Genomic DNA, 22,533 nt, shown 5'->3' with positions numbered 1-22,533 from the left:
CTAGGCTCCTTGTCCTGGGGTCCGTTCCTGAATGCCGTCCTCTTGGGACGTGGAGCCCTGGCTGCCGGCACCGAGATAGGCCTCGATCACGCGGGGGTCCGAGCGGACCTCCTCGGGGGTACCCCAGGCAATTCTGCGGCCCTGGTCAAGGACCAAGATATTGTCCGCCAGGCTCATGATCAGTGACATCTTGTGCTCCACCAGCCCCACAGTGACCCCGCGGGCCACGATCTGCCGGATCAACTGCCCGAATCGGGCGGTCTCATCCTCGGTGATACCGGCTGCCGGTTCATCCAGCAGCAGCAGTTCGGGTTCGGTGGCCAGGGCAAGGGCGACGGCGGCCCGCTTCTGCACCTCATGGGGCACATTGGCTGCGATCTCGTCTTTGAACTCCAGGATGCCGGTGAACTCCAGCAGCTCCAGGGTCTTATCCATACTCGCCTTCTCCTCCCGGCGATGCCGGGGGGTGCGGAAAACGGCGTCGATGAGTGTGGAACGGGATCCGGCCGCGCAGCCTGCCAGAACATTCTCGGCAATCGAGCTGTGCTCGAAGAGCTTGGTGGTCTGGAAAGTCCGGGCTACCCCAGCCTGGGCTGTCCGATGGGCCGGATGACCGGTGATGTCTTTGGCCTTGAAGGTCACCGATCCCGCTGTGGGACGGTAGAACCCGGTGATCAGGTTGAACAGGGTGGACTTCCCGGCACCATTGGGGCCGATAATCGCGGTGATCTCCCCCTCGGCGATATCGAAGCTGACGTCTTCGACAGCATGGAGACCGCCGAAGGTCTTGGACAGTCCGCGTACCTGCATCAGCATCAGCGCACCTCTGTCTTCTCATTGTGGGGATCGGCCGGGGAATTCTGCTCAGGCGCACCGACTGCGGTCTTCTGGGCTGCCGCTCTGCGGCGTTTCCAGTAGAAGGTGAGTTGATTGAGCCGCCCAATGAGCCCCTGCGGTGCGTAGATCACTAGGGCGATGATCACCGGCCCCAGCAGAATGAACCGGTAGGCCTGGAAGTCCTGAAAAGCCTCAAAGAGCATCAGGACCAGCAGGGTGCCCACAATCGGTCCCATCACGGTGGCCACACCGCCGACAAGCAAGAACATCAGCAGTTCGAAGGTGAGGTCGATGGAGGAGGAGTTGGGACCGATGAATCCTTCTGCGGAGGCGAACAGTGCCCCGCCGAGTCCGGCGAAGCCCGCCGATGCCGTGAAGGCCAGCTGTTTGTTCAGCCCCACATTGATGCCGATGGAACTGGCGAGGTCCTCGGATGTGCGGATGGCCAGCAGCCGGCGTCCAACATTGGAGACCCGCAGGGTATAGGTGACATAGGCGGCAGCGGCGAGGAAGACCAGCAGGAGGTAGTAGTAGGTGGCCGGTTCGCTGAAGTCCAGCGGGCCGATGTCCTCCGGAAGCTTGACACCCAGCACACCGGAGTAGGCATGGGTGACATCCTCCCAACGGCTGATGACCATGTAGATGATCAGTCCCAGAGCCATGGTGAAGATGGCGAAATAAGCCTCCCTGGTCCGCAGCGCCAGCAGTCCGGCCAGGAATCCCACCACAGTGGTGAGCACGATGGCGGCCAGCAGTGCAGACCAGAAGGACCAGTCGTAATCGGTGGTCAGCAGTCCCATGGTGTAGACGCCGATGCCGAAGAATCCACCGTGGGCAAGGGAGAGCTGGCCGGTGAAGCCCAGGATGATGTTGAGCCCGTAGACCGCGATGGCGTAGGTGATACCGGTGATCAGCACCCGAAGCAGATAGTTCTGCTCGGCCAGAATCAGTGGTGCGAAGAGCAGGGCCGCTGCCACCAGCAGGGCGCCGACTCCGCGGATGGAGAATGTCAGCTTCATCGTTGCACCGCCTTCGTCAGAAGTCCTGTGGGTCTGATGGCAAGCACCAGGATCAGCACCACGAAGGCGATGACCTCACCGGCTACCGCCGAGACATAGGTTGTGGCCATCACCTCGGCCAGGCCGAGGGTGAAGCCGCCGACGATGGCTCCAGGAATCGACCCCAGGCCGCCGAGGATGATGATGGCGAAGACTTTGACCATGATGACATCACCCATCGTGGGGTAGAGCAGGTTGATCGGTGCCACCAACCCTGCGGCCACGGCCACCAGGGCGGCGGCCAGGGCGAAGGTCAGCATGGAGACCCGGTTGGGGTTGATGCCCACCAGGGAGGCCCCGACACGGTCCTGCTCCACTGCCTCGATGCTCTGCCCGTGCACGGTTTTCTTGATGAACCAGGTCAGGGCAATGAGAACGACGACGGCGGTGACCACGATAGTCACCCGCTGCCAGGAGACCTGAGTGCCCAGGATCTCCACCCGGCCGGTGATCGGTGATTCCATCCGCCGGAAGTCAGCTCCCCAGATTGCCTGGACCAGAGAGTGCAGGAAGAACATTGCACCTGCGGCAGCGATCATATGGTGGGTATGCGGCGCATTGCGCAGCGGGTGGAAGACCACTCGCTCCATGCCGATGCCGATTCCGGCCAGCACCAGGGCAGCCAATGCGATGGCCAAAATATAGGGCACCCCGGCTGAGGTGAGGAAGAAATAGGTGAGGTAGGCGCCGACCATATAGAGAGCGCCGTGGGCCAGGTTGGGAATGCGCAGCACCCCGAAGACCAGGGTCAGGCCGATGGCGGCCAAGCAGTACACTCCTCCGAGTGACAGCCCGTTGAAGAACTGTTGGACAAACAGGGTCATGCGGAGTCCTCACTAGAGAGTTTGGGACTGTTCAGGACATGCTGGACTTCTGTGAGGACGAGCTACTCGATCTCAACGGGGAAATACTCATAATTCCCCTCGGAGTCGCGGTAGGCCCCTTCGAGGGTGTCGGAGATCAACAGGCCCTCGTCGGTGACCACATCGGGGAACCCGGAGACGCGGAAGACATCGTCTACCTCGGCTGTGGCTTCGGGCAACGCCTCCCGGATGGCAGCGGGATCTTCATGGGTGCCGGCGAGCTCCATTGCCTTGACCACCAAGGCGACTGCCTGGAAGTTCAGTGATGTCTCGGAGGTGATTGGGCGTTCCTGGGTGATCTCCTCGGCAAATGTCTCGATAAGCCCGTCCGTTCCGGGATCGTCGAATTCCGCCACGGGTTTCACTCCGGTGGAGTTATTGAGATTCTCGGGGTCGGTGAAGAGTTCCATCTCCTCGAACTTGGCCTGGTCCATGATCATGAACCCGCCCTCATAGCCTTGCTCCCGGGCCTCCTCGATAACCAGAGCAGTCGTTTGAGAGGGGCCGCCGACCAGGATGACGTCGGGATCCTCGGAGAGTGCGCTGGCCACTGCACTGGCGAAGTCCGAGACTGCACCGTAGTCGAAGTTGTTATTGCTCAGGACCTCGCCGCCAGCGTCTTCCCAGTCCTGGGTCATCATGGATGTCCACTGCTGTCCGTATTCACTGGCGGTGGCCAGCAGGCCCAGGCGCTCAGCACCCTGGTCCTGGAAGATCTCAATGAACGGCTCAGAGTAACTGGCGAAAGTCGGAGGGATCATGAAGGTGAGTTCATTGCCTCGTTCCACAATCTGCCGGTCAGAGCTATAGGCGCCGATGAGGAACTCACTGCGGGAGGTGTTGATCTCCTGAGCGGCGTGGATACCGCCGGCATGAGGGACGAAGACCACGCTGGCATCGTCCTGCTCCACCAGCCGTTGGGCGTTGGTGGCTGCGGCATTGGGCTGGTACTCATCATCCAGGGCGCGCATCTCGACGGTGTATTCCTCACCATCGATGGTCACCCCCTGTTCGTTGAGCTCAGCAATAGCGAGGCGGATACCTGCCTCGACGTTCTCGCCGTAGAGGGCGCCACCGCCGGACTGGGGGCCGGTAACGCCGATGGTGATCGTGCCTCCCTCGCCGTCGCCCCCTCCGTTTCCGCAGGAGGTCAGGGCTAGGAGGCTGACAGTACTCAGGGCGATCAGGGGACGAAGAGTCGAACGAGATTTCTGTGACATGACGGCTGTGTCTTTTCGGTAGGAGTGATTCTGAACATGACATCAACTTTGACCTAAGCTAACCGCCAGGGAGTGTGGTGTCAATCACATTTTGGAGAGAAGTGAACCTGTGTTCACATTCAATGGATTCTGACCTACGCTATGTGACATGGAATACATCCCCACTGCCACAGGTTTCATCGAGCCCCGCGAACTGGGGCGAACCCTGGTTCATGAGCATGTCTTCGTGCTGGGCGAGGAGTACCGCCTGAACTACCAGCAGGACTGGGATGAAGAAGAGAAAGTCGCTGATGCGCGTCGACAGCTGAGTGAGCTGCATCAGCTGGGGATCGACACCATTCTGGATCCCACAGTCCTGGGTCTGGGTCGCTATGTTCCGAGGATCCAGCGGATCGCCGAAGGTCTGGATCTCAATATCGTGCTGGCCACCGGTCTGTACACCTACCGGGATATCCCCCTCCAGTTCCACCACCAGGGCCCGGGGCTGCTCTTTGATGTCCCGGAGCCGCTGACCGATTTGTTCATCAGGGATCTCACTGAGGGGATTGCCGATACTGGAGTGCGTGCCGCATTCTTGAAATGCGCTATCGAGGAACCGGGGCTGACTCCTGGTGTGGAGCGTGCCATGCGTGCTGTCGGTCAGGCCAGCGCCCAGACTGGCGCACCGATCACCGTGCACACCAACCCACATACGGAGTCAGGCCTGGTGGCCCAGCGGGTATTGGCAGAAGAGGGTGTGGACCTCAGCAAGGTGATCATCGGCCACAGCGGAGACTCCACTGACCTGGACTATCTCACCAAGTTGGCCGATGCAGGTTCACTCTTGGGTATGGACCGCTTCGGTTTGGATGTGCTGCTGCCCTTTGAGCAGCGCATCGACACCATTGTCGCGCTGGTCGAGAGGGGTTATAGCGAGAAGATCACTATCTCCCATGACGCCTCCTGCTTCATCGACTGGTTCGATCCACAGGCCAGGGCTCAGGCGGCACCGAAGTGGAATTACCGCCATATCAGTGAGGACGTCATCCCCACGCTGAAAGATCGCGGAGTCAGCGAATCAGATCTCAACACCATCCTGGTGGAGAATCCTCGCAGATACTTCGAATAGGTTGATTGCCTTCATCCCGGACGGGGGCTCACCAGGGTCCACCGCAATGAACCCCCACCGGGATGCTGAGCCGAGACAGCTAGCTTTTCTTGCTCGTCTTCGACTTCTTCTTGCGCTTATCCATGAGCTCCTCGCGCATCCGATCACGGAACTCTTTGGCCGCTACCGCAGAGACAGAGGTCGGACGGTTGATCTCCTCGGCCTTCTCGGCGGAGGAGGGTTTCTCCAACTTCCGCTTACTGCCGGCCCCGGAGTTCGGTGAGGCCTCGGAGCTCTCGGTGACAGCGGTGGTGCCGTTGCGCTTAGCGGCCTGCCGGGCGCGGTAGGCCCGCACATGGGCGCGGTTGGCGCAGTTGCCGAAATCGCAGAAGAGCTTGGAACGGTTTCGGGTGAGGTCCACAATGGCCGCCTCACAGTCATCACCGCGGCAGATGCGCAGCCGCCCGGTCTCCTCCTCGGTGACCAGATGAGCCAATGCTGCGGCGATGGTGGCGGTCATGATGTCGCTGATCTGGTTAGACACCGGAATCGGCTCCTGACGGAACGAGGACTCAGCATCCTCGCCAGTGGTGTGGACCAGTTTGATCCCCACACCTTCCAATAGGCCATTAATGGCCTCGACCTCATTCGGCTCTGTGACCGGGGCGGAGCTCCACACAGTGAGTAGCTTCTCCCGGAGGGCCCGGACGCGTTCCAGCTGCTTGCGATTGGCCGTGCTTGTCGGCCATTCCAACTCGGGTTCACGCTCGGACAGATAGGCCTTGAGCCCTTCGGCACTGTCGAGCGTATCCGGGGTGGGTCTTGCACTTTTCAGTCCCTCGGAGGTGTTGATGAGATCCGCGGCTGCGGTGAGGGCACGATTAATTTCTGCGTTGAACATTGCAGTTTTCTCCTGCCAATTAAGGGGTGCGCCAAAAGCCGGTACGGTGACTTTGGTACGCGGTGCAACGGTGCGCACACTTTACACCTTCGTCGAGCTAGACGATAGTGTCGCGTGGACCTAGTCGACCAGTCTAGCCCGATCCGGCCTGACCTGGGGACTTATTGGACTCGAAGTGTGTTTTCACACGCCTCAACGAGGCCTTGATTGCTGTCGCGTTCTCCGCATTCACCCCGGTCAGGCCGAGGGCAGCCCGAACCGGAGCAATTTGTTCACTGGAATCATAGGATTCTGTTACGACAGTTGCGCTTGGATTCTCAGCTTTTTCGGCAAACTCCCAGCGCCAACGGTGACCGGTGGGCTGCCGCCATTCCACGATTCCGGCTCGGTCCTTTTCAGGGGCACGGGCGCGGGTGACTCGCAGCGGCAGCCGGTAGCGAATACCGAATTTCCGCATCCGAACACTGAAGCGGGCACCCTCGGTCAATTCATGGGCACCGATCGCGGAGGAACGTACAGTTCCCGATCCGTCGATCTCGTGGTGCCGGTGCGGATCGGCCAGCAGAGCATAGATCTCAGCTGCCGGGGCCTCCACGGTGATGGAGTAAGAGACCACGTGTTTGCCGGCGTCGTTCTTGACTGGTTCCATACCGCTGACCCTACCCCCGGTGGAGGGGCGCCGGAAGGTTGGACTTATCACTGTCATCCCGATCTGATAAGTCTGGATACGTGAGCTCCCACCGTGCACCCGGCAGAGCGCGTAGGCTTGCGGCCTCCGTCGCGCAAGAGGAAGCTGCACATCCGACGACGACCTCGGCCCAGCAGGCTGAGACGCAGGCGAGACTGCAGGTTCTGGTTGAGTCCCGAGCGATCTGGTCCGCTCTCGGCGGCGGTCTGCTGGGACTGGTCTTCGGTCTGGTGGTCTTCTTTGACCAGCGGCCCTCATTGGCCGGGGATGACTCCATCCAGTTCTTCGGGTCGATCATCGGGGGTGTTGCTGCCGGTGTTGCCTTCCTGTTGGGGTATTCGCTCAACGCTCGGATGGCCAATATCTGGATCGGCCAACGCCCAAAGCTGCGGCAGCTGATCGATACTGTCGCTCTGCTGGTGGTCCACTCCTCGATTGCGGTGATGGGCACTCTCGGGATCTTCAGGGTCTTTCAGGAGGCCTTCATCGGCCTGACCGTGGACCATATAGCGGGGTCGGTGCTGGTTTCGATCGTCGGCGGCGTCGCGGCTTATTTCAGCTTCAACTCTGGGGCCAGGATCACTGCGTTCTCGTTGTCGACGCTGCTTGCGGTGTTCATGGCCTCCGGGGTGCTGGTCTCAATGATCTTCGCTGAGAACCCGTTCTGGTGGCATGTGATGTTCTCCGAACTCGGCACCGGCCAGGCCGGGCTCACCAGTTTCTGGACGTTCAACACCACCCTGGTGGTATCCGGGGTGATCATCACGACCTTGACTGCCTTCATTGCCCGGGACCTGGAGATCTGGGCCGACCACGAGCGCAAGAAAGTCGCTCGCCGGCTGGTGGAACGCGCCCAGTCGAATAAGACGAAATCTGGCCGAGTGCCTCTGGGCACCAAGATCATCAATGCCTTTTCGGGACATTTCCGCACGCCACGGGTGATGGCCATCCGGATCCTGATGATTGTTATGGGTCTCTCTCTGGCCGGGGTGGGGCTGATCCCGATCAATCTGCATCATGACGGGCATGTGCTGGTCACCGCAGCTTTCGGGGCCTCTTTCCTGTTCATCCTGTTCAGCGTGCCGTATCTGCTGCCGGGGTTCCCCCGAAGCTTCTATGTGCTCAGCATCCTGGCCGCCGGTGGCCTGGTCTTCGCCTTCCTGCTGTGGATGCCGGTGGGGTATTACAACCTCACATCGCTGGAGCTGATCGGAGTGGCTATCCTCTTCGCCTGGCTGATCGTGTTCATCCGTAATATCGCGGCCCTGGTGGAACGGGTCCGCCGCATTGAATCGGCGGCCGCCTACCGCGCCGGCGGCCCACCCCCGGCCGAATACTGAAGACCCCCATGTCCCCCTCAGGCCCTAGCCTGGTTTCGTGACTCAGAAGAGCTGCTGCCGCCCATCGCGGATATCTTCAGACACCCCAACGGTATCTGCGGCATCTGCTGGATTAGGGTGAAACTATGAGCACTGAACATCCTGCAGTTCAGCGGGTCACAACTGACCTGGCAGCCCATGGTCTGCACCCGGAGATCACCTGGTTCGACGACGCCGTGACAACCGCCCAGTCGGCAGCAGATGCCCTGGGTGTTGAGGTTGGGCAGATCGCCAACTCCCTGATCTTCACCCTGGATGATGAACCGATTCTGGTGCTGACCTCAGGGGCGCACCGAGTGGATACCGAGTATCTGGGTGCCCAGTTGGGCGGGACCATCGGCCGAGCCTCCAAGGAGACAGTCAAAGAGGCCACCGGCCAGGTGATCGGCGGTGTCGCCCCGGTTGGGCACCCCGGTGCAGTCCGCACTTTCGTAGATACCGCCCTGCAGCAGTACCCCGAAATCTGGGCAGCTGCAGGTCACCCCAAGACCGTCTTTCCCACAACCTACGAGCAGCTGCTGCGGATCACCGCAGGAACAGCCACCGCCGTCGAGGAATGAAGGAGCCACAGTGAGCCAGGAACCTACCCCGAGTCCGGCACCCAGCCCGCCCCAGGACTCAATACTGAGTAACCCCACCGCCCAAGCAGCCCTCAGCGGTGCAGTCACCCTGATCCCGGCCCGGAACTATCCGGGCTGGCTGCGTGGAGTGATGAGCTGGGTTCCAGCCCTGGCCGTCTCCGGTGTGGCAATGGCACCTGGAGCGACCTCCGGGATCATCAAGAAACTCCAGGAGCGGGAGGGCACCCCAACCGACACTGAACTCCCAGAGCCCAGCCCCGTGGTGCGGGCAGGCCTTGCTGCCGGCCTGGGTGCCCTCGTCTACGGCAGTGTGCGGCTCTCATTCTTGCTCGATGAGGCCGCCGACCGGGGTCTGCGTAAGCTCCGGGTGCCCTTTCCCCGGGTGGTGATGGGTGCTGCCGTGGCGGCTGGGGCTTACCGCAGTGCTGTTACCGAGAATCAGCGGCGCGAGGCTCGGCGGGCCGAGGCAGCTGCCGCGAAGGGCGCCCAGCAGAACAGCACCCCCAGCCCCGCGACCTCGGGCAGTGAGTCCTCCTCTGCATGAGCTCCACTGCTGAGGCTGATTGGGCTGAGTACTACCGGAAAGTCCAGGGCCGCTCAGCCCGCGAATTGGTCCTGGAGGCCGCGGCCCTGGCCGAGAAGCCCGGCTCAGCTCTAGACCTCGGGTGCGGGGATGGTGCGGAGACGCTCTATCTGCTGGAACGAGGCTGGTCGGTCACCGCCGTGGACCTCGAACCAGCCGCCATCGATCTCACCCGGCAACGAGCCGGGGAATCCGCAGAGCTCAACGCCTATGTGGCAGACCTCGCCAAGTACTCACCCGAACCGGCAGACCTCATCCTCGCCTCGGTGAGTCTGCCCTTCATACCGGAGGAAGCGTTCAACCGGCTGTGGCCCCAACTGGTCGCGGCGTTGAACCCGCACGGGATTCTGGCGGTACACCTCTTCGGCGACCGGGACTCCTGGGCGCGGGGAGAGGCTGCGGTGGCTGGCATGACCTTCCACAGCCGAGCCGAGGTGGAGCAGCTACTGACCGGGCTGGATGTGCTTGATCTCCAGGAGCATGAGTTCGACGGCCCCAGCGGGCGCGGGCCCAAACACTGGCACCGCTACGACATCATCGCCCGCCGGCCAGCCGCCAACTAACGGCTCAGCAAGCGTGACCGGCTAGACCGCGAGGTCCTCCCACTCGAAAGTGGTGACAGTGCCGGACTCCCAGTCCTGACGCAGGATGCCATAGGCCACTGAAGCCACCGGTTCAGCCCCCTCAACCGGCCAGCCGCGGCGATAATGGGCTTCTTTGATAAACCCGGCGCGCAGGAACACCTTCCGCATTGCAAGATTGTCCTCGCGGGTCTGGCCCTCGAACCGGTCAACCTCGGGGTAGGTCTCGAAGACCAGGGAGGTCAGCGCTCGCAGCACCGGAACACCCCAGCCCTTGCCCCGGTGCTCCTCTGCCAGCCGCAGGTCAAACAGGGGCGCAGCGTCAGTGAGGTCCTCCAAGATGGCGATGCCGAGGCGCACGTCGCCGGCGAATACCCACCACCCCCGGTGGTCGGTGTCTTCAGCCGCCTCGGTCCCATAGTGCTCGGGGTTATATCCATAATCGCCATCGGCCAGGTTTTCCCTGATCTGGTCAGCACTGGGCCGGCTCCGCATATGGAAGGGATAGTGGTTGGTGCTGAGGAATTCGACCAGTGCCGCGGCGTCGTCGTCGTTCTCTGGTTTGAGGTGCACAAACTGGAGGGACTCAGAGGCATCCGGGGCGCTGGTTGAGGCTGTCATGTCTATACCATTTCACAATCCTGCAACTGCGCCAGGGGGCTGAGAATTAGATGTACACTAATCAGCACGCCGTCACGGTGGGATCACTCGCACTCATGACGGCGACCAAGCGGGCGTAGCTTAATGGTAAAGCTTCGGCTTCCCAAGCCGACGACGCGGGTTCGATTCCCGTCGCCCGCTCCACTTATCTCACCAGCGGTTCAGCTCTCAGAAACCGCGGATCTCATCCATATCGAGACCATCGACATCGATGGAGTCCTCGATCGCGGTGAAGGTCTCCTCATCGATCTCATCAGCGATGACCAGCACCCCCATCGCCGGTCGGTGACCGACCCCCACCACGGCTGCCTCGCAGGACTCCGCCAAGGGGCATTCATCCATCAGGAATGCCAGCTTGTGGTAGTACATGAAGTCCGGATCCTCGGGCAGGCGCAGCCATTCCGGGCGCTCCTCGGGATCCCACAGCCGGTTGGGCTCCGTGGTGGTCTCCGCCCCGAGGTAGTCCTGCACATCCCCGGTGAGGGACCGGACAGTGTTCTCCGAGTCGAAGATCGCCACCTGCCAGGTGGCGTCCTCTGCCCCGGCCGCCTCCCCATAGGCGGTGGTCACCTCATGCAGTTCGCCACCGTGGAAGCTTTGGAAGACACGCGAATCCCCGGAGATATCCTCCAGCCAGCTGATATCGGTCTCCACCCAGCCGCCCGGGATCTCCACCGCCCCGAACTCCCCCTCAACGGTCTGAGTGGTTTCCTCATCAGCGGGGGCCACGGCCTCGGCACCGTCGGAGTCCCCGTCGCAGCCGATAAGAACCAACGACGACGCCGCTGCTACTGCTAAGCCGAACCCGCGTTGTGGGTATCCCATAATCCCCTCCATTATCCGTTCCAGAACACTATTATCGCCGGCACATGAGGCGGGGAGGGGTAACTGCTGTCCTGACAAGTGGCTGGTGGATGCTGCCTGGGGCTTGTGGCGGGCTCGTGGTCGCTGGCGGCTGGTGTTTAGTGCCGGGCGGCTGGCTCGCGGTGTTTAGTACTGGGTAGCTGGGCCCGGGCCTGAGCCTGGCTTAGCTGCTGCGCCGATTCTGGCCGCGGGGCCGGGCGCCGAGCGTGCAGATCCAGTCGCTAAGAACCTGGGTCACCTCCGGATAGCGACCATATGTGGCGTCTCGATTCTCCGGATGGGTTCCGGTAGTGCCTCATGGGTGCAGAAGGCTCGGTATCCTCAACGGGTGGCCCCTTCCCAGACCGATACCGAGCAGCCTGCGCAGACCCGTACGCCCACCCGTGGGGCCGAGTCGGCCAACTCAGCGCCGCGGACCTCAGCCGCAACTGCCGCGAAGACCACCAGTTCCGTATCGCAGGCTGCCTCAGCTGCTACAGCGGGCGTCCCCCGTTCCATACAGCGGGCCCCCGAATCCGCACCGCGGACCGCAGTGGTCGGTGCCGGCGTCGTCGGGCTTCTCACCGCCTGGCAGCTGCGCCTGGCCGGGCATGCGGTGACCATCCTGGATCCTGCACCAGGTTCGGAGGCCTCCCATGCGGCAGCCGGCATGCTCGCCCCCATCGGCGAGGTCCAATACGGTCAGCAGCAGCTCTGGGACCTCATGACCGCCGCCCGGGCCGAATACCCGCCGCTGTTCCAGACATTGGCCGCGGCCACAGCGGAACCAACCGGTTACCGGGACACCCCCAGCTATCTCGTCGCCGCTGACCCCGGGGATAAGGACGCCGTGGCGGATCTCGTCAGCGTCCAGCAGGCCCAGGGCATGACCGTGGAACCGCTGACCGGCAGCCGGCTCCGCCGGGCCGAACCCGCCCTGGCCCCGGGCCTGGCCAAAGCCTGGGAGGTCCCCAGCGACCACCAGGTCAACCCCCGTCAGCTCATCCGCTGCGTCAACGCCGCCCTGACCGCCGAGCTGGACCCCAGCAGCTTCGCCACCCCCGGCCCACGAGCCAGCTGGCTGCACAGCGCAGTCACCGCCATTGAAACCACCGACGACGACGCCGGCAGCCCCCAGGTCACCATCACCACTGGTGAGGGCCCGCACACCTTCGATTCCGTGGTCATCTCACCCGGGCTGGGCTACACCGAGATCCGCGGTATCCCCCAGGAACACCCGGTGCCGCTGCGGCCGGTCCACGGGGACGTCATCCGGCTGCGAGTCCGCGAGGAACAGCTGGCTCCGGGGGAGGGCCACCTCATCAGCGCGACGATCCGGGCCAGGGTCGCCGGCAGGCCGGTCTACCTCGTGCCGCGGGCACCGGAGGACCCCCTAGAACCGCGGGGACTGGTCATCGGTGCCTCCTCCCGGGAGGACGGACTGGCCGGAACCCACACCGGCAGTGTCCAGGAACTGCTCGAGGATGCCGCCGCAGTCCTGCCGGCGGTCAGGGAATCCGAACTGGTCGAGATCACCACCCGGGCACGTCCGGGCACCCCCGATGACCGGCCGTATCTCGGTGAGGTGAGCCCCGGCGTCGTCGTCTCCACCGGCTATCACCGGCACGGTATTCTGCTGGCGCCACTGGCCGCCCGGCTCGCCGCAGCCCTGGTCACCGGGACCCAACTCAGCCAGAACGACACCGAGTACCTCGAGGCCATGCGGCTGGGCCGCTGAGCCCGAGCTCCCAGTTCCCCGGGGCCTGGTCAGCGGGACTACGATAGAGGTATGCCCACTGTTCGGATCAATGATGAGAACGTCACGTTCAACGAAGGCGCCACAGTGGTAGACGCGGTGGCCCAGACCACCGGACGTGAGCTCACCGCTGAGGGCAAACCAGCTGATGGGGGCCGGCTCGGTGTGGCCGTCGCCCTGGCCGAGGAGGTCGTCCCGCGCAGCCGCTGGGCTGGGGTCGAACTCTCCGAAGGCGACCAGCTGGAAATCGTCACCGCAGTACAGGGAGGCTGAAATGGCCGATATGTCCCTACCGCCGCTGCAGATCGGCGGCTACAGCCTCGAGTCCCGCCTGATCATGGGCACCGGCGGCATCACTGACCTCGCCGCACTGGAGGCCGCCCTGGTCCAATCCGGCACCACCCTGACCACTGTGGCGATGCGCCGGTACTCCCCGGAGACCAAAACTTCGGTGTTCAGCATGCTGGAGCGTCTCGGCATCGACGTGCTGCCCAATACCGCCGGCTGCTACACCGTCCGCGACACCCTGCTGACCGCGGAACTGGCCCGCGAGGCCCTGGAGACCGACCTCATCAAAGTCGAGGTCATCGCCGATGAGCACACTCTGCTGCCGGATGTCATCGAAACCCTGGAGGCCACCGAACAGCTGGCCGAACGCGGATTCACCCCCCTGGTCTACACCACTGATGACCCCGCGGCCGCCCGCCGTCTGGAATCCGCCGGGGCAGCCGCGGTGATGCCTCTGGGCTCACCCATTGGCACCGGCCTGGGCATCCTGAACCCGCATAACATTGAGCTGATTTGCTCCCGGGCCTCGGTGCCAGTGGTGCTCGACGCCGGCATCGGTACCGCATCTGAGGCCGCCGCAGCCATTGAGCTGGGCTGCGATGCCGTCCTGGTGGCCTCGGCGGTGACCCGAGCCCAGGACCCCACCGCTATGGCCGAGGGAATGCGCCTGGCCGTGGAGGCTGGCTTCCACTCCGCGCGGGCCGGGCGGATCCCCAAGCGCCAGCACGCCCTGGCATCCTCCCCGATGGAAGGACGGATCGATCTCACATGATGCCTGCACTTCCGCAGCGGCCAGCTTTGGCCCGCCCCCAAGTTTCCTGGGCATATTGCAGTTTCCCGGCGTTATTTCCCCCTGAAAATGCAATATCACCGGGAAGAACTGTGAGGCTGGGCCAGTGAGTGACCTCAGCAAGTACTCCCGCAGCCAGGCCGAGCGGTTCCAGCGGCATTTTGCCCTGGCCGGATTCGGCATTGAGGCCCAGACCAAACTTCTGGACTCCCATGCGGTGGTCATCGGTGCTGGCGGGCTCGGCGCCCCCATCCTGACCTATCTGGCAGCAGCCGGTGTCGGGCATATCACCGTGATCGACCATGACACTGTCGACCGCAGCAACCTGCACCGGCAGGTCATCCACTCCGAGGAGAGCATCGGCCAGCCCAAGACCGCCTCGGCGGCTGAGCGGATGCGCGGGCTGCACCCCGAGGTGGAGATCACCGAGGTGCGTGAGCCCATTACCGAGGCCAATGCCCTGGAACTGCTGAAGCCGGCCGATGTAGTGGTGGACGGCTCCGATAACTTCGCCACCCGCTATGTGGTCTCCGATGCCTGTGAGATCGCCGGCCTGCCCCTGGTCTCGGGGTCGATTCTGCGATTCGCCGGGCAGGTCAGTCTCTTCTGGTCCCGCCTGCCCGATGGCAGCCGCGGCCCCACCTACCGGGACCTCTACCCGGAGGCACCGGATCCCGGGGAGGTCCCCACCTGCGCTGAGGCCGGGGTTCTGGGTGTGCTGCCCGGGGTGATCGGTTCACTGATGGCTACTGAGACCATCAAATTCCTGGCCGGTATCGGCGAGCCCCTGATCGGCCGGGTCATCACCTATGACGCGCTGACCAGCCACTTCGGCCAGTTCCGGCTCAACCCCGACCCCGACCGGGAACCAGTGACCACAATCGGCGCCGACCTCTCCGGTATTGGCGGAGCCCCTGCTGAGACTCCCGACGACGACAGTGCCGACGAGGACCCTGCCACGCAGCACGCAGCCAGCCGCGAAGCGGAACCCACAAACGACGATGACAGCGACCAGCCGGACATCGACTTCAACCCCTTCACCGGGGAGACCAAACAGCCCCATGACCTCACCCCGGCAGAATTCCGGCGGGCACAGCGCGAGGGGCGGCTCGGCGTCGTCGTCGATGTCCGTGAACCCCATGAGCATGAGGCCGGCACTATTGAGACAGCGCTGAATGTGCCGCTGGCACGACTGGTGCATTTCGGGGAGGAGCCGCAGGGGCTGCAGGATGCCACCGAAGAGAAACCCGCGGTAGTCTACTGCGCTCACGGGGTGCGCTCGCAGCAGGCGTTGGCCGCGTTGAAGGAACGCTACCCCCAGTTACCGGTGAAAAACCTACTCGGCGGTTACGAACTCTACAAACAGGTCTGAGGCCGTGCCCGCCGGCGGAAAATTACGGTACGTTAGAGGGGTGAGTTCCCCCCTGGCAGTCATAGGCGAGTGCTTGGTAGACGTTGTCGAGTCTGAGACGTCTGCCCCGAAGTCGCACGTCGGTGGCAGCCCCTTCAATGTGGCAGTGGGACTCTCCCGCCTCGGACATGAGGTGGTCTTCGCCGGTCGGCGCGGAAATGACGACTACGGCCGGATGATCGCCCGCTCCCTGCGGGCCCAGAGCATCACCAGCCTCCTGGAGGCCGATGAGCTGCCCACCTCGGTGGCCACCGCCACTCTGGACCCCACCGGCCAGGCCAGCTACACCTTCGCCCTGGACTGGGTGCTGCCCCCGGCCGATGAGCTCCAGGAGATGTTCAAGCAGACCGCCGGAGAGATCGACCACCTCCACACCGGCTCCCTGGCCGCGGTGATCGCCCCCGGCTCCGAGGTCGTCCAGACCGTTCTGGCCCAGCAGCGCGAGACCTCCACCATCTCCTATGACCCCAACTACCGGCCCACCCTGGTGCCCAACCGGGAAGAGGCCCGCCAGCAGGTTGAGGCCTGTGTGGCCCTGGCCGATGTCATTCAGGCCTCCACCGATGACATCGAACTGCTCTACCCCGAGCGCAGCCACCTCGACACGATGAAGGCCTGGCTGGAGCTGGGCCCCGGCCTGGTGACTGTCACCCGCGGGGCCTCCGGTGCAATGGCCCTGGCCCGCTCCGGCTTCGCCGAACAGGAAGCCTTCCCGGTCGATGTGGCCGATACCGTCGGCGCCGGTGACTCCTTTATGGCAGCCACCCTCTCCACCCTGCGCCACCAGGGACTGCTGGGTGCGCAGAACCGGCAGGCCCTGCGCGATATCTCCGCCGAGGGGGTCGCCGCCGTACTGCGCACTGCCGCCCAGGCAGCGGCTATCACCTCCTCCAGATTCGGGGCGCAGCCGCCTACCGTCAAGGAGCTCAGCGAGATCCTGGCCAAGGCCGAGGGCAGCGGAGCCTCCACCACCACCGCCGCCTGAACAATGGCGATCCGCCCAGCATCGGCAGGCGGAACCTCATATGCTGGTGCCATGAGCTCGCCCCAGCCCCCCGCTCCAACCGCCGTGGGGAACGCCCCGCTGCTCAACGGTTCCGCGGTGAAACTCATCGCCAGCGATATCGACGGCACCATCCTCTCCTATGCCTCATCGCTGACCGGTGAGCTGAGCCCGCGCACAGTCGAGGCGTTCCGGGCCGCCCGGGAGGCCGGGGTCGCCGTCGTGCTGGTCACCGGTCGGCCGGTGCGCGGACTGCGCGGAATCAGCCGAACCCTGGGGCTGCTGGGCCCGGTAATCGCCTCCAATGGTGCGGTCACCTATGATCTGGCCGAGGACGCCGTGGTCACCAAACAGGCTCTGGCTGATGAGGCACTTTTCGAGGCCAAGGGGCTGCTGCGGGAACTGGATTCCACCGCGACCTTCGCCGCTGAGACCCTGGCGCATCTGCATATGGAGGAATCCTTCGCCCGGGGCTCGCTCTGGTTCGATAAGGAACGACGACGCTCCGCCGGGATCAGCGATGACGAGGTGCTCTTCGGCCCCCTGGATGACACCCTGCAGCACCGCCTGCCCGAGCCAAATGGCTCCACCGATGGCACCGTGGTGAAACTGCTGGCCAAAACCCATGCGATGGAGGCTGATGCGTTCATCGCCGAGGCCCAGGAGCGGATCGGACATCTGGTGACCGTCACGCATTCCGCCCCCGGGGTCAGCCTCCTGGAGATCTCCGCCAAGGGGGTCAATAAGGCCCAGGCCCTGCGCTGTTTCGCCGGTGAACTCGGCGTTGATGCCGCCCAGTCGGTGGCCTTCGGGGATATGCCCAATGATGTGGAGATGCTGCAGTGGGCCGGGACCTCCTGGGCAGTGGGCTCAGCACATCCCATGGCCCGCTCTGCGGCTGACCACGTCACCGCCTCCTGTGATGAGGATGGGGTGGCCGAGATCATCGAACAGCTGGTGGCCGGGGAGTTGGCGTGAGCGCAGGGGAGTCGAGGCGAGCAGGGCAGGATCAGGGCCTAGGGCAGGATCAGACAGTCCAGCAGGACCGAACCCCGTACCGGGATCACCCCTACCGCGAGGTGCCGTATCTGTTGAACTCCCAGCCGGGCCCGCTGCACCACGCGCCGCTGGCCTTCGCCCACCGGGGCGCGGATCCCGAACGAGAGAACACGATGGTGGCCTTCCGCCGGGCCATGGACCTGGGCTTCCGCTATCTAGAGATCGATGTGCGCACCAGCGCCGATGGCGAATTGGTGATCTTCCACGATGAGGTCCTGGACCGGGTGACCAATGGGACCGGCAAGCTCAGCGATCACACCTGGGCGCAGCTGACCCAGCTGCGGGTGATCGGGGCATCGGCGGCGAAGACCGCGCGGAAGACCTCGGCCGGGGAGCTCACTGACTCCCGGCTGGCGGTCGAGAAAGTTCAGGAGCCGGCGCCATCGGAGAGTGAAAACAACGACGACGACGCCCCGGCCGAACCCACCGGCGAACCACTGGTGCGGTTCGAGGATGCCCTGCGCGCCCTGCCGGAGGCCTATTTCAATGTGGACCTCAAAGATGCCGAGGCAGTGGAGCATTTCGCCGAGATTGTTGAGCGACTCCAGGCCCAGGATCGGGTGCTGGCAGCCAGTTTCAACGATGCCCGCCGGCATAAGGTCCGCCGACTGCTGTCGAAACGGATCGCGACCTCCGGGGGCTGGGTCTCCACTGCGCTGATGGTGCTCTTGGGCCCGCTGGGCGGTTTCGGGAAGCTCTCACGCCGGATCGCCCATATCGACTGTGTGCAGGTGCCGATCCGGCAGTCCCGGATCCCGATTGTGCGCCCGAAGTTCATTGACCGCTGCCATCGGGCGGGCCTGCAGGTCCATGTCTGGGTGGTTGATGACCCTCAGGAGATGCACCGGCTGCTGAATCTTGGGGTGGACGGGATCATGACCGACGACGCCGAGGCCCTGGCCGAGGTTATGCGCGAACGCTCCGTCTGGCCCCAGGTATAAGTCCCGGACAATTGATGCCTGCCGGTTCAGCGGAACTGGCGGCTGATGCTGCGGGCGAAATCGCCGGCCTGAACCCGCACGAAATGGCGCATCACCGGACGTAGCGGGGTGCCGACAGCCAGCCGGGCCAGCTTGGCCCCGATGCCCAGCCGGTGGTCGGGCCGAATCCACCGGACAGTGGTCTCAACCCGGGTTCCCTCGCCCTCAGGGGTCAGAGTGATGCCGCGCTGAAGGATATTGTTTGTCGGTGCATCCGGGAAGCTGATCTCCCAGAGGATGGCCTCGGGTTCCCGTGCGGTCAGTACCCGAATATGCAGGCGCCGGTTCTTCTCCTTGATCCGAGGAAGTTTTCCGCCGGGCATTGTCTCCGGGGGTTGAGCTTCCCAGATCCCTTCGGCCTCAGGCAGGGCGGTGACCTCTCCCATGCCCACTGGTCTGATGGACGGTGATGGGACCGGCTGCGGGGAGTCCAGTCTCGACCCTAACCAGCTGGAGTTGATGGGCATGCTGGGCCGCCACCGCTTGGCGTGCCTCCTGAAGGGTGATGCCCGCACGGCGCAGGGCGTGTCCCGGTGGGTAGTCGCTGGTGAGCATACCCAGGAAGAGGTGCTCAATATCGGCCTCGGGGGCTCCTCTGCGGGAGGCCTCCTCGACCAATGTTGCTAAACGCTCTGAGGGTCAAATCAGCCCCCAGGCGGCTGTTCCCTATGACAGCAAGGTTCGGTACCCTGGAAGAGAAGTCCCCGGCAGGGCAGGGTCGCCAAACCGTTACCCTGCCGGGGTCTCTGTTACGGTCGTTCTCTTCGCCATCGGACGACGAGCGAGTCGTCGCCCCAGACGATGGTGACGACGGCAGCAGAGATGAACACGAACTCAGTCATGTTCCACCTCCTTTAACCAACTGCTTCAGAACCTCTGGAGCAGTGTGTCCAGTCTTCCAGTGGAGGCGCTGGCCTGGACGGGGCCTGTGGATAACTAGCCGAGGTTTTCCAGGGCGATGACTGCGCCCATGTTCTTATCGTGGAAACGTACGACGACGCCGTCGTCGTCGATTTCGAGCAGACGGTTGCGCGGATTGCCCCGATCATCGAAGTCCAGCTCGCAGAACTTTGCCCGGAAACTCTCAATCCCGGTGCGGGTGACGAACTGCAGATGCCGCACACCCTCGGATTCATTGCCGGTCTTCGGCTGGGGAAGCTCCACAAAGCTCACCGACCAACCCGAGGCGCTCAGGCGACGATGCAGCTCAAAGACAGCGATCAGCCGCCCCTTGACCTCGTTCTCGCTGATCAGCTCGCCCAGTTCGGCCAACTCCGCCTTCACCTGGTCATAACGCTCATTACTGGGCACCTGCAGGCACAGAGTGTCATTCTGCACCAGCTCATCGGCGACCCCCAGCTTCTGGATCAGGGTGCTGGCTGCGGTGATGGCGGTGTCGTAGAGCTGGGCGATATTCACAAGCAGTTACGCTACATGGACCAATCGACCACCAGGGGATAGGGGTGCCGCCAGCGTGGCGTTGATCGAATACGCAACCGGGATGAAGAAGCAGTTCACCGCCACCGGATACGTGGTCAACCAGGACCGGAGCCGGATGCTGATGATCTTCCACCAGGGGCTACAGCTCTGGCTGCCCCCGGGCGGGCATGTGGACCCCGATGAATTCCCTTCGGATACCGTGGTGCGCGAGGTCCGCGAGGAGACCGGGGTCCAGGCCCGGCATGCCGGCACTCAGCCCCTCGAAATGAACCTCAACGGCAGCACCGAAGCACAACTGCCCACCCCCTTCGCGATGGCCGCCCAACTGATCCCGGAATCCGCCAAGGACATCGAGCACATCCATATGGACATGATGTACCTGTTAGAGGCCGGAGACACCGCGGACCTGACCACCCAGGAACAGGAAGTCGATGCCGCAGGTTGGTTCAGCCGCACCCAAATTCTGGAGGAACTGACCACCACCGACAGTGTCCGGGGCTTCGCCCAGGAGCACCTCCAGCAGGCCTGAGGCCACCCGGTCTGAGCCGATAACCGCAGGTCAGCGCTGATCCAGCTGGGACTGAGGAAGCTCACAGGCCCTGCGGCTAGCATGGCACCATGCTGGAGTTGCTGCCCATCCTCAGCGACACCCCACCGGGTTCGGTGGTGGTGCCCTGGTGGCTGCGCTTCGGCCTTTTGGTCTACGGGGCGCTGCTGGTGGCAGCCCTGATGATCTACATCCAGACCAAACACCCCAGGCCCTGGAACGTGATCTGGCCGCTGGTCGTCGTCCTGGTGCCCATCGTCGGGGCCATCGCCTATTTCATCGGCGCGACCATCACCTACCGGCGTCAACGAGACAGCAACCAAGGTCCCGGCAAGCAGCCACCCGGACGCTAGAACTCATCCCGCAGCAATCACCCGTTGCAGGGTCGGCCGGGTCGCCAACAGGCCACACCGGATCAGCAGCACACCGGCGGCCAGCACAGCAGCCACCACCGCCACAGTGGCCGGAGCACTGAGAATCGCCCAGCCCACAATCGGGAAGGCCACAATGGATGCGCTGACCACCGCCGTAATCAGAACCGCCGCCAAGGACCGCATCACCGAAAGCGAGCGGATCCGGTTCAGCTGCCCAGCGGTCAGCCCCATCTTCGCCAACCCCGAGTACAGATCCCGCCGGTCCAGAATCTGCGCGGTCTGATTCAGCCCCACCGAGCAGGTGGTCATCAGAAACGCCACCGCGAGATTCAGCCACACTCCGCGCTGAACATCGCCGAAGAACATCAGGTCCTCAGCATTCTGATTCGTCTCCATTCCGACCGCGATCAGTCCAGTGCCACTGCCGGCAATGACTCCAACGAATGCGGCAATCGCCATCCCGCCGACCTGCCGCCACATCTGCTGCGGGGACTCCAGTACGTTCCGGGCGGCAATCAGCCGCTGGGCCGTCGTCGCCCTCCGCGCCTGCCGGGCAGTGATGACCTTCAACAGCCAGGGTCCCACCAGCTGCACCGCCAGCAGCGGGACGGCCAGGAACACGAAGGCAACCACCAGCATCAGCCACTCGCTGCGGATCGGTACCATATTGTGCAGCACAAAAACTAGGACGACGCCGAGGCCAGCCAGTACTGCCCGACCCCGCCAGACCTTCTGGCTGCGCTGGCGAGTGCGCACGCCCAGTGGGGTGACCTGCACTCGTCGCAGCCCACTGAAAGCGGCCAAGACCGAGAAACCCAGCAGCACCGCGCAGGCCGCAGCCAATAACCCCGGGCCCAGCCATAGGCCCTCCACCCCCATCGGGGAACCGGCGAAGGGCAGCAGGCCCACAACCGGCATCCGGCCGTCCTCCAGCCGAACCACCCGGCTGCACCGGGCGGCAACTGCTGGATCATGGGTGACTACCACCAGCGGGGCGCCCCGGCCCACAGTCGACTCCAACAGGGCAGTCAGCACCTGCTCTGAGGTGGTCGAATCCAGGGCGCCGGTGGGCTCATCGGCGAAGACCACATCCGGTTCGGTGATCTGCGCCCGAGCGATCGCTACCCGCTGCTGCTGACCCCCGGAGAGCTGGGCAGGACGCCGGTCACCCATACCGGCCAGGCCGAGCCGGGCCAACCAGTCACCGGCGGCCACCTCCGCCTCAGACCGGGAAACCCCGGCCAGCATCAGCGGCATCGCCACATTCTCGGCAGCTGTCAACTCCGGCATCAGCAGCCCCTCCTGGAAGACGAAACCGATCCGTTCCCGCCGCAGCCGGGCCCGGGCTTCAGCCTTCAGCCCCGAAATCTCCACCGGAGAAGGCCCGCTCATCAGAACCTGGCCAGCATCCGGGGTGAGAATCCCGGAAAGCACATGCATCAGGGTGGTCTTTCCCGAACCGGAGGGCCCCATAATCGCCCGCGACTCCCCGCCGGCCACCAGGAGGTCCACCCCGTCCAGGGCGCGGGTGCTGCCATAGGTTTTGCTCAGCCCCGGTACATCGGAGCAGAGGTTGATTTCAGGTCCTAAACCTCATCCTGGAG

The 22,533-nt window shown here is 63.8% G+C and carries 26 protein-coding genes and 1 tRNA gene; 15 read left to right on the top strand and 12 right to left on the bottom strand.

The annotated features are described in order from the left end of the window. The 4 genes from HGQ17_RS13150 to HGQ17_RS13135 form a co-directional block, all read right to left on the bottom strand. Complete coding sequence (locus HGQ17_RS13150; protein ID WP_168888406.1) at window positions 1–816, bottom strand: ABC transporter ATP-binding protein; 816 nt, start codon at window positions 814–816, stop codon at window positions 1–3. Then, the gene (locus HGQ17_RS13145) at window positions 816–1,856 is read right to left on the bottom strand and encodes a branched-chain amino acid ABC transporter permease (protein WP_168888405.1); all 1,041 of its coding nucleotides are present in this window, start codon (window positions 1,854–1,856) and stop codon (window positions 816–818) included. The genes HGQ17_RS13150 and HGQ17_RS13145 overlap by 1 nt, the downstream gene beginning before the upstream one ends. Beyond that, a complete protein-coding gene (locus HGQ17_RS13140) occupies window positions 1,853–2,719 on the bottom strand; it encodes a branched-chain amino acid ABC transporter permease (RefSeq protein WP_168888404.1) in 867 nt (288 codons plus the stop codon). Before HGQ17_RS13140 ends, HGQ17_RS13145 begins: the two co-directional genes overlap by 4 nt. Window positions 2,720–2,781: 62 nt before the next feature. Next, window positions 2,782–3,978: an ABC transporter substrate-binding protein gene (locus HGQ17_RS13135; RefSeq protein ID WP_168888403.1), complete on the bottom strand. Its 1,197-nt coding sequence runs from the start codon at window positions 3,976–3,978 to the stop codon at window positions 2,782–2,784. Between the two features lie 148 nt (window positions 3,979–4,126). Here HGQ17_RS13135 and HGQ17_RS13130 point away from each other — a divergent pair, with 148 nt between their 5' ends. Then, the gene (locus HGQ17_RS13130; protein WP_168888402.1) at window positions 4,127–5,086 is read left to right on the top strand and encodes a phosphotriesterase family protein; all 960 of its coding nucleotides are present in this window, start codon (window positions 4,127–4,129) and stop codon (window positions 5,084–5,086) included. A 79-nt stretch (window positions 5,087–5,165) separates the two neighbouring features. Here HGQ17_RS13130 and HGQ17_RS13125 read toward each other — a convergent pair whose 3' ends face one another. Together HGQ17_RS13125 and HGQ17_RS13120 are read right to left on the bottom strand one after the other, a co-directional pair. Continuing rightward, complete coding sequence (locus HGQ17_RS13125) at window positions 5,166–6,044, bottom strand: CGNR zinc finger domain-containing protein (RefSeq protein ID WP_168888401.1); 879 nt, start codon at window positions 6,042–6,044, stop codon at window positions 5,166–5,168. Window positions 6,045–6,099: 55 nt separating this feature from the next. After that, window positions 6,100–6,615, bottom strand: coding sequence for an SRPBCC family protein (locus tag HGQ17_RS13120; RefSeq protein WP_168888400.1), 516 nt, complete (start codon window positions 6,613–6,615; stop codon window positions 6,100–6,102). A gap of 80 nt (window positions 6,616–6,695) precedes the next feature. Here HGQ17_RS13120 and HGQ17_RS13115 point away from each other — a divergent pair, with 80 nt between their 5' ends. From HGQ17_RS13115 to HGQ17_RS13100, 4 genes are all read left to right on the top strand, one after another. Further along, window positions 6,696–7,994 (top strand): hypothetical protein, encoded by a 1,299-nt coding sequence (locus HGQ17_RS13115; protein WP_168888399.1) that lies wholly within the window; start codon window positions 6,696–6,698, stop codon window positions 7,992–7,994. Between the two features lie 125 nt (window positions 7,995–8,119). Next, window positions 8,120–8,593 (top strand): YbaK/EbsC family protein, encoded by a 474-nt coding sequence (locus HGQ17_RS13110; protein ID WP_168888398.1) that lies wholly within the window; start codon window positions 8,120–8,122, stop codon window positions 8,591–8,593. A gap of 10 nt (window positions 8,594–8,603) precedes the next feature. Then, complete coding sequence (locus tag HGQ17_RS13105) at window positions 8,604–9,158, top strand: hypothetical protein (RefSeq protein ID WP_168888397.1); 555 nt, start codon at window positions 8,604–8,606, stop codon at window positions 9,156–9,158. Next, complete coding sequence (locus HGQ17_RS13100) at window positions 9,155–9,760, top strand: class I SAM-dependent methyltransferase (protein ID WP_168888396.1); 606 nt, start codon at window positions 9,155–9,157, stop codon at window positions 9,758–9,760. Before HGQ17_RS13105 ends, HGQ17_RS13100 begins: the two co-directional genes overlap by 4 nt. Window positions 9,761–9,781: 21 nt before the next feature. On the opposite strand, the gene HGQ17_RS13095 is transcribed toward HGQ17_RS13100, so the two are convergent. Then, window positions 9,782–10,399, bottom strand: coding sequence for a GNAT family N-acetyltransferase (locus HGQ17_RS13095; protein WP_168888395.1), 618 nt, complete (start codon window positions 10,397–10,399; stop codon window positions 9,782–9,784). A 109-nt stretch (window positions 10,400–10,508) separates the two neighbouring features. Here HGQ17_RS13095 and HGQ17_RS13090 point away from each other — a divergent pair. Beyond that, a tRNA-Gly gene (locus tag HGQ17_RS13090) sits at window positions 10,509–10,582 on the top strand. A gap of 24 nt (window positions 10,583–10,606) precedes the next feature. Here HGQ17_RS13090 and HGQ17_RS13085 read toward each other — a convergent pair. Next, window positions 10,607–11,263, bottom strand: a complete 657-nt coding sequence (locus HGQ17_RS13085) for a hypothetical protein (protein ID WP_168888394.1) — start codon at window positions 11,261–11,263, stop codon at window positions 10,607–10,609. Between the two features lie 367 nt (window positions 11,264–11,630). Between HGQ17_RS13085 and thiO the strand changes: the two genes are divergently transcribed. The 7 genes from thiO to HGQ17_RS13050 all read left to right on the top strand — a co-directional run bounded on the left by thiO (window position 11,631) and on the right by HGQ17_RS13050 (window position 18,529). Further along, complete coding sequence (gene thiO, locus HGQ17_RS13080; RefSeq protein ID WP_324615292.1) at window positions 11,631–13,019, top strand: glycine oxidase ThiO; 1,389 nt, start codon at window positions 11,631–11,633, stop codon at window positions 13,017–13,019. Window positions 13,020–13,070: 51 nt separating this feature from the next. Then, window positions 13,071–13,310 carry a sulfur carrier protein ThiS gene (gene thiS / locus HGQ17_RS13075; RefSeq protein WP_168888392.1) on the top strand — a complete coding sequence of 80 codons (240 nt, stop codon included), beginning with the start codon at window positions 13,071–13,073 and terminating at the stop codon, window positions 13,308–13,310. Between the two features lies 1 nt (window position 13,311). Beyond that, entirely contained in the window at window positions 13,312–14,097 is a 786-nt protein-coding gene (locus HGQ17_RS13070) for a thiazole synthase (protein ID WP_407670806.1), read from the top strand. Between the two features lie 124 nt (window positions 14,098–14,221). After that, a complete protein-coding gene (gene moeB / locus HGQ17_RS15105) occupies window positions 14,222–15,487 on the top strand; it encodes a molybdopterin-synthase adenylyltransferase MoeB (RefSeq protein ID WP_211090668.1) in 1,266 nt (421 codons plus the stop codon). A 4-nt stretch (window positions 15,488–15,491) separates the two neighbouring features. Further along, the gene (locus tag HGQ17_RS13060; protein WP_324615290.1) at window positions 15,492–16,511 is read left to right on the top strand and encodes a carbohydrate kinase family protein; all 1,020 of its coding nucleotides are present in this window, start codon (window positions 15,492–15,494) and stop codon (window positions 16,509–16,511) included. A gap of 51 nt (window positions 16,512–16,562) precedes the next feature. Continuing rightward, a complete protein-coding gene (locus HGQ17_RS13055) occupies window positions 16,563–17,507 on the top strand; it encodes a Cof-type HAD-IIB family hydrolase (RefSeq protein ID WP_168888390.1) in 945 nt (314 codons plus the stop codon). Beyond that, the gene (locus HGQ17_RS13050) at window positions 17,504–18,529 is read left to right on the top strand and encodes a glycerophosphodiester phosphodiesterase (RefSeq protein ID WP_324615289.1); all 1,026 of its coding nucleotides are present in this window, start codon (window positions 17,504–17,506) and stop codon (window positions 18,527–18,529) included. The genes HGQ17_RS13055 and HGQ17_RS13050 overlap by 4 nt, the downstream gene beginning before the upstream one ends. Window positions 18,530–18,555: 26 nt before the next feature. Here HGQ17_RS13050 and HGQ17_RS13045 read toward each other — a convergent pair whose 3' ends face one another. The 3 genes from HGQ17_RS13045 to HGQ17_RS13035 form a co-directional block, all read right to left on the bottom strand. Beyond that, on the bottom strand, window positions 18,556–18,954 hold the full coding sequence (locus HGQ17_RS13045) for a hypothetical protein (protein ID WP_168888389.1): 399 nt from the start codon (window positions 18,952–18,954) through the stop codon (window positions 18,556–18,558). Continuing rightward, window positions 18,929–19,186 carry a Clp protease N-terminal domain-containing protein gene (locus HGQ17_RS13040; RefSeq protein ID WP_168888388.1) on the bottom strand — a complete coding sequence of 86 codons (258 nt, stop codon included), beginning with the start codon at window positions 19,184–19,186 and terminating at the stop codon, window positions 18,929–18,931. Before HGQ17_RS13040 ends, HGQ17_RS13045 begins: the two co-directional genes overlap by 26 nt. Window positions 19,187–19,504: 318 nt before the next feature. Next, the gene (locus tag HGQ17_RS13035) at window positions 19,505–19,987 is read right to left on the bottom strand and encodes a VOC family protein (protein ID WP_168888387.1); all 483 of its coding nucleotides are present in this window, start codon (window positions 19,985–19,987) and stop codon (window positions 19,505–19,507) included. A 55-nt stretch (window positions 19,988–20,042) separates the two neighbouring features. Here HGQ17_RS13035 and HGQ17_RS13030 point away from each other — a divergent pair, with 55 nt between their 5' ends. Next, window positions 20,043–20,537: an NUDIX hydrolase gene (locus HGQ17_RS13030; RefSeq protein WP_168888386.1), complete on the top strand. Its 495-nt coding sequence runs from the start codon at window positions 20,043–20,045 to the stop codon at window positions 20,535–20,537. 89 nt (window positions 20,538–20,626) lie between these two features. Further along, the gene (locus tag HGQ17_RS13025) at window positions 20,627–20,908 is read left to right on the top strand and encodes a PLDc N-terminal domain-containing protein (RefSeq protein WP_168888385.1); all 282 of its coding nucleotides are present in this window, start codon (window positions 20,627–20,629) and stop codon (window positions 20,906–20,908) included. A gap of 3 nt (window positions 20,909–20,911) precedes the next feature. On the opposite strand, the gene HGQ17_RS15770 is transcribed toward HGQ17_RS13025, so the two are convergent. Then, window positions 20,912–22,441 carry an ABC transporter ATP-binding protein gene (locus tag HGQ17_RS15770; RefSeq protein WP_324615288.1) on the bottom strand — a complete coding sequence of 510 codons (1,530 nt, stop codon included), beginning with the start codon at window positions 22,439–22,441 and terminating at the stop codon, window positions 20,912–20,914. Between the last annotated feature and the right edge of the window lie 92 nt (window positions 22,442–22,533).

The sequence above is a fragment of the Nesterenkonia sedimenti genome (assembly GCF_012641515.1).
GTDB classification, from domain to species: domain Bacteria; phylum Actinomycetota; class Actinomycetes; order Actinomycetales; family Micrococcaceae; genus Nesterenkonia; species Nesterenkonia sedimenti.
Note: the sequence above shows the minus strand (reverse complement) of the source record. Positions and strands in the feature narration are given on the sequence as shown.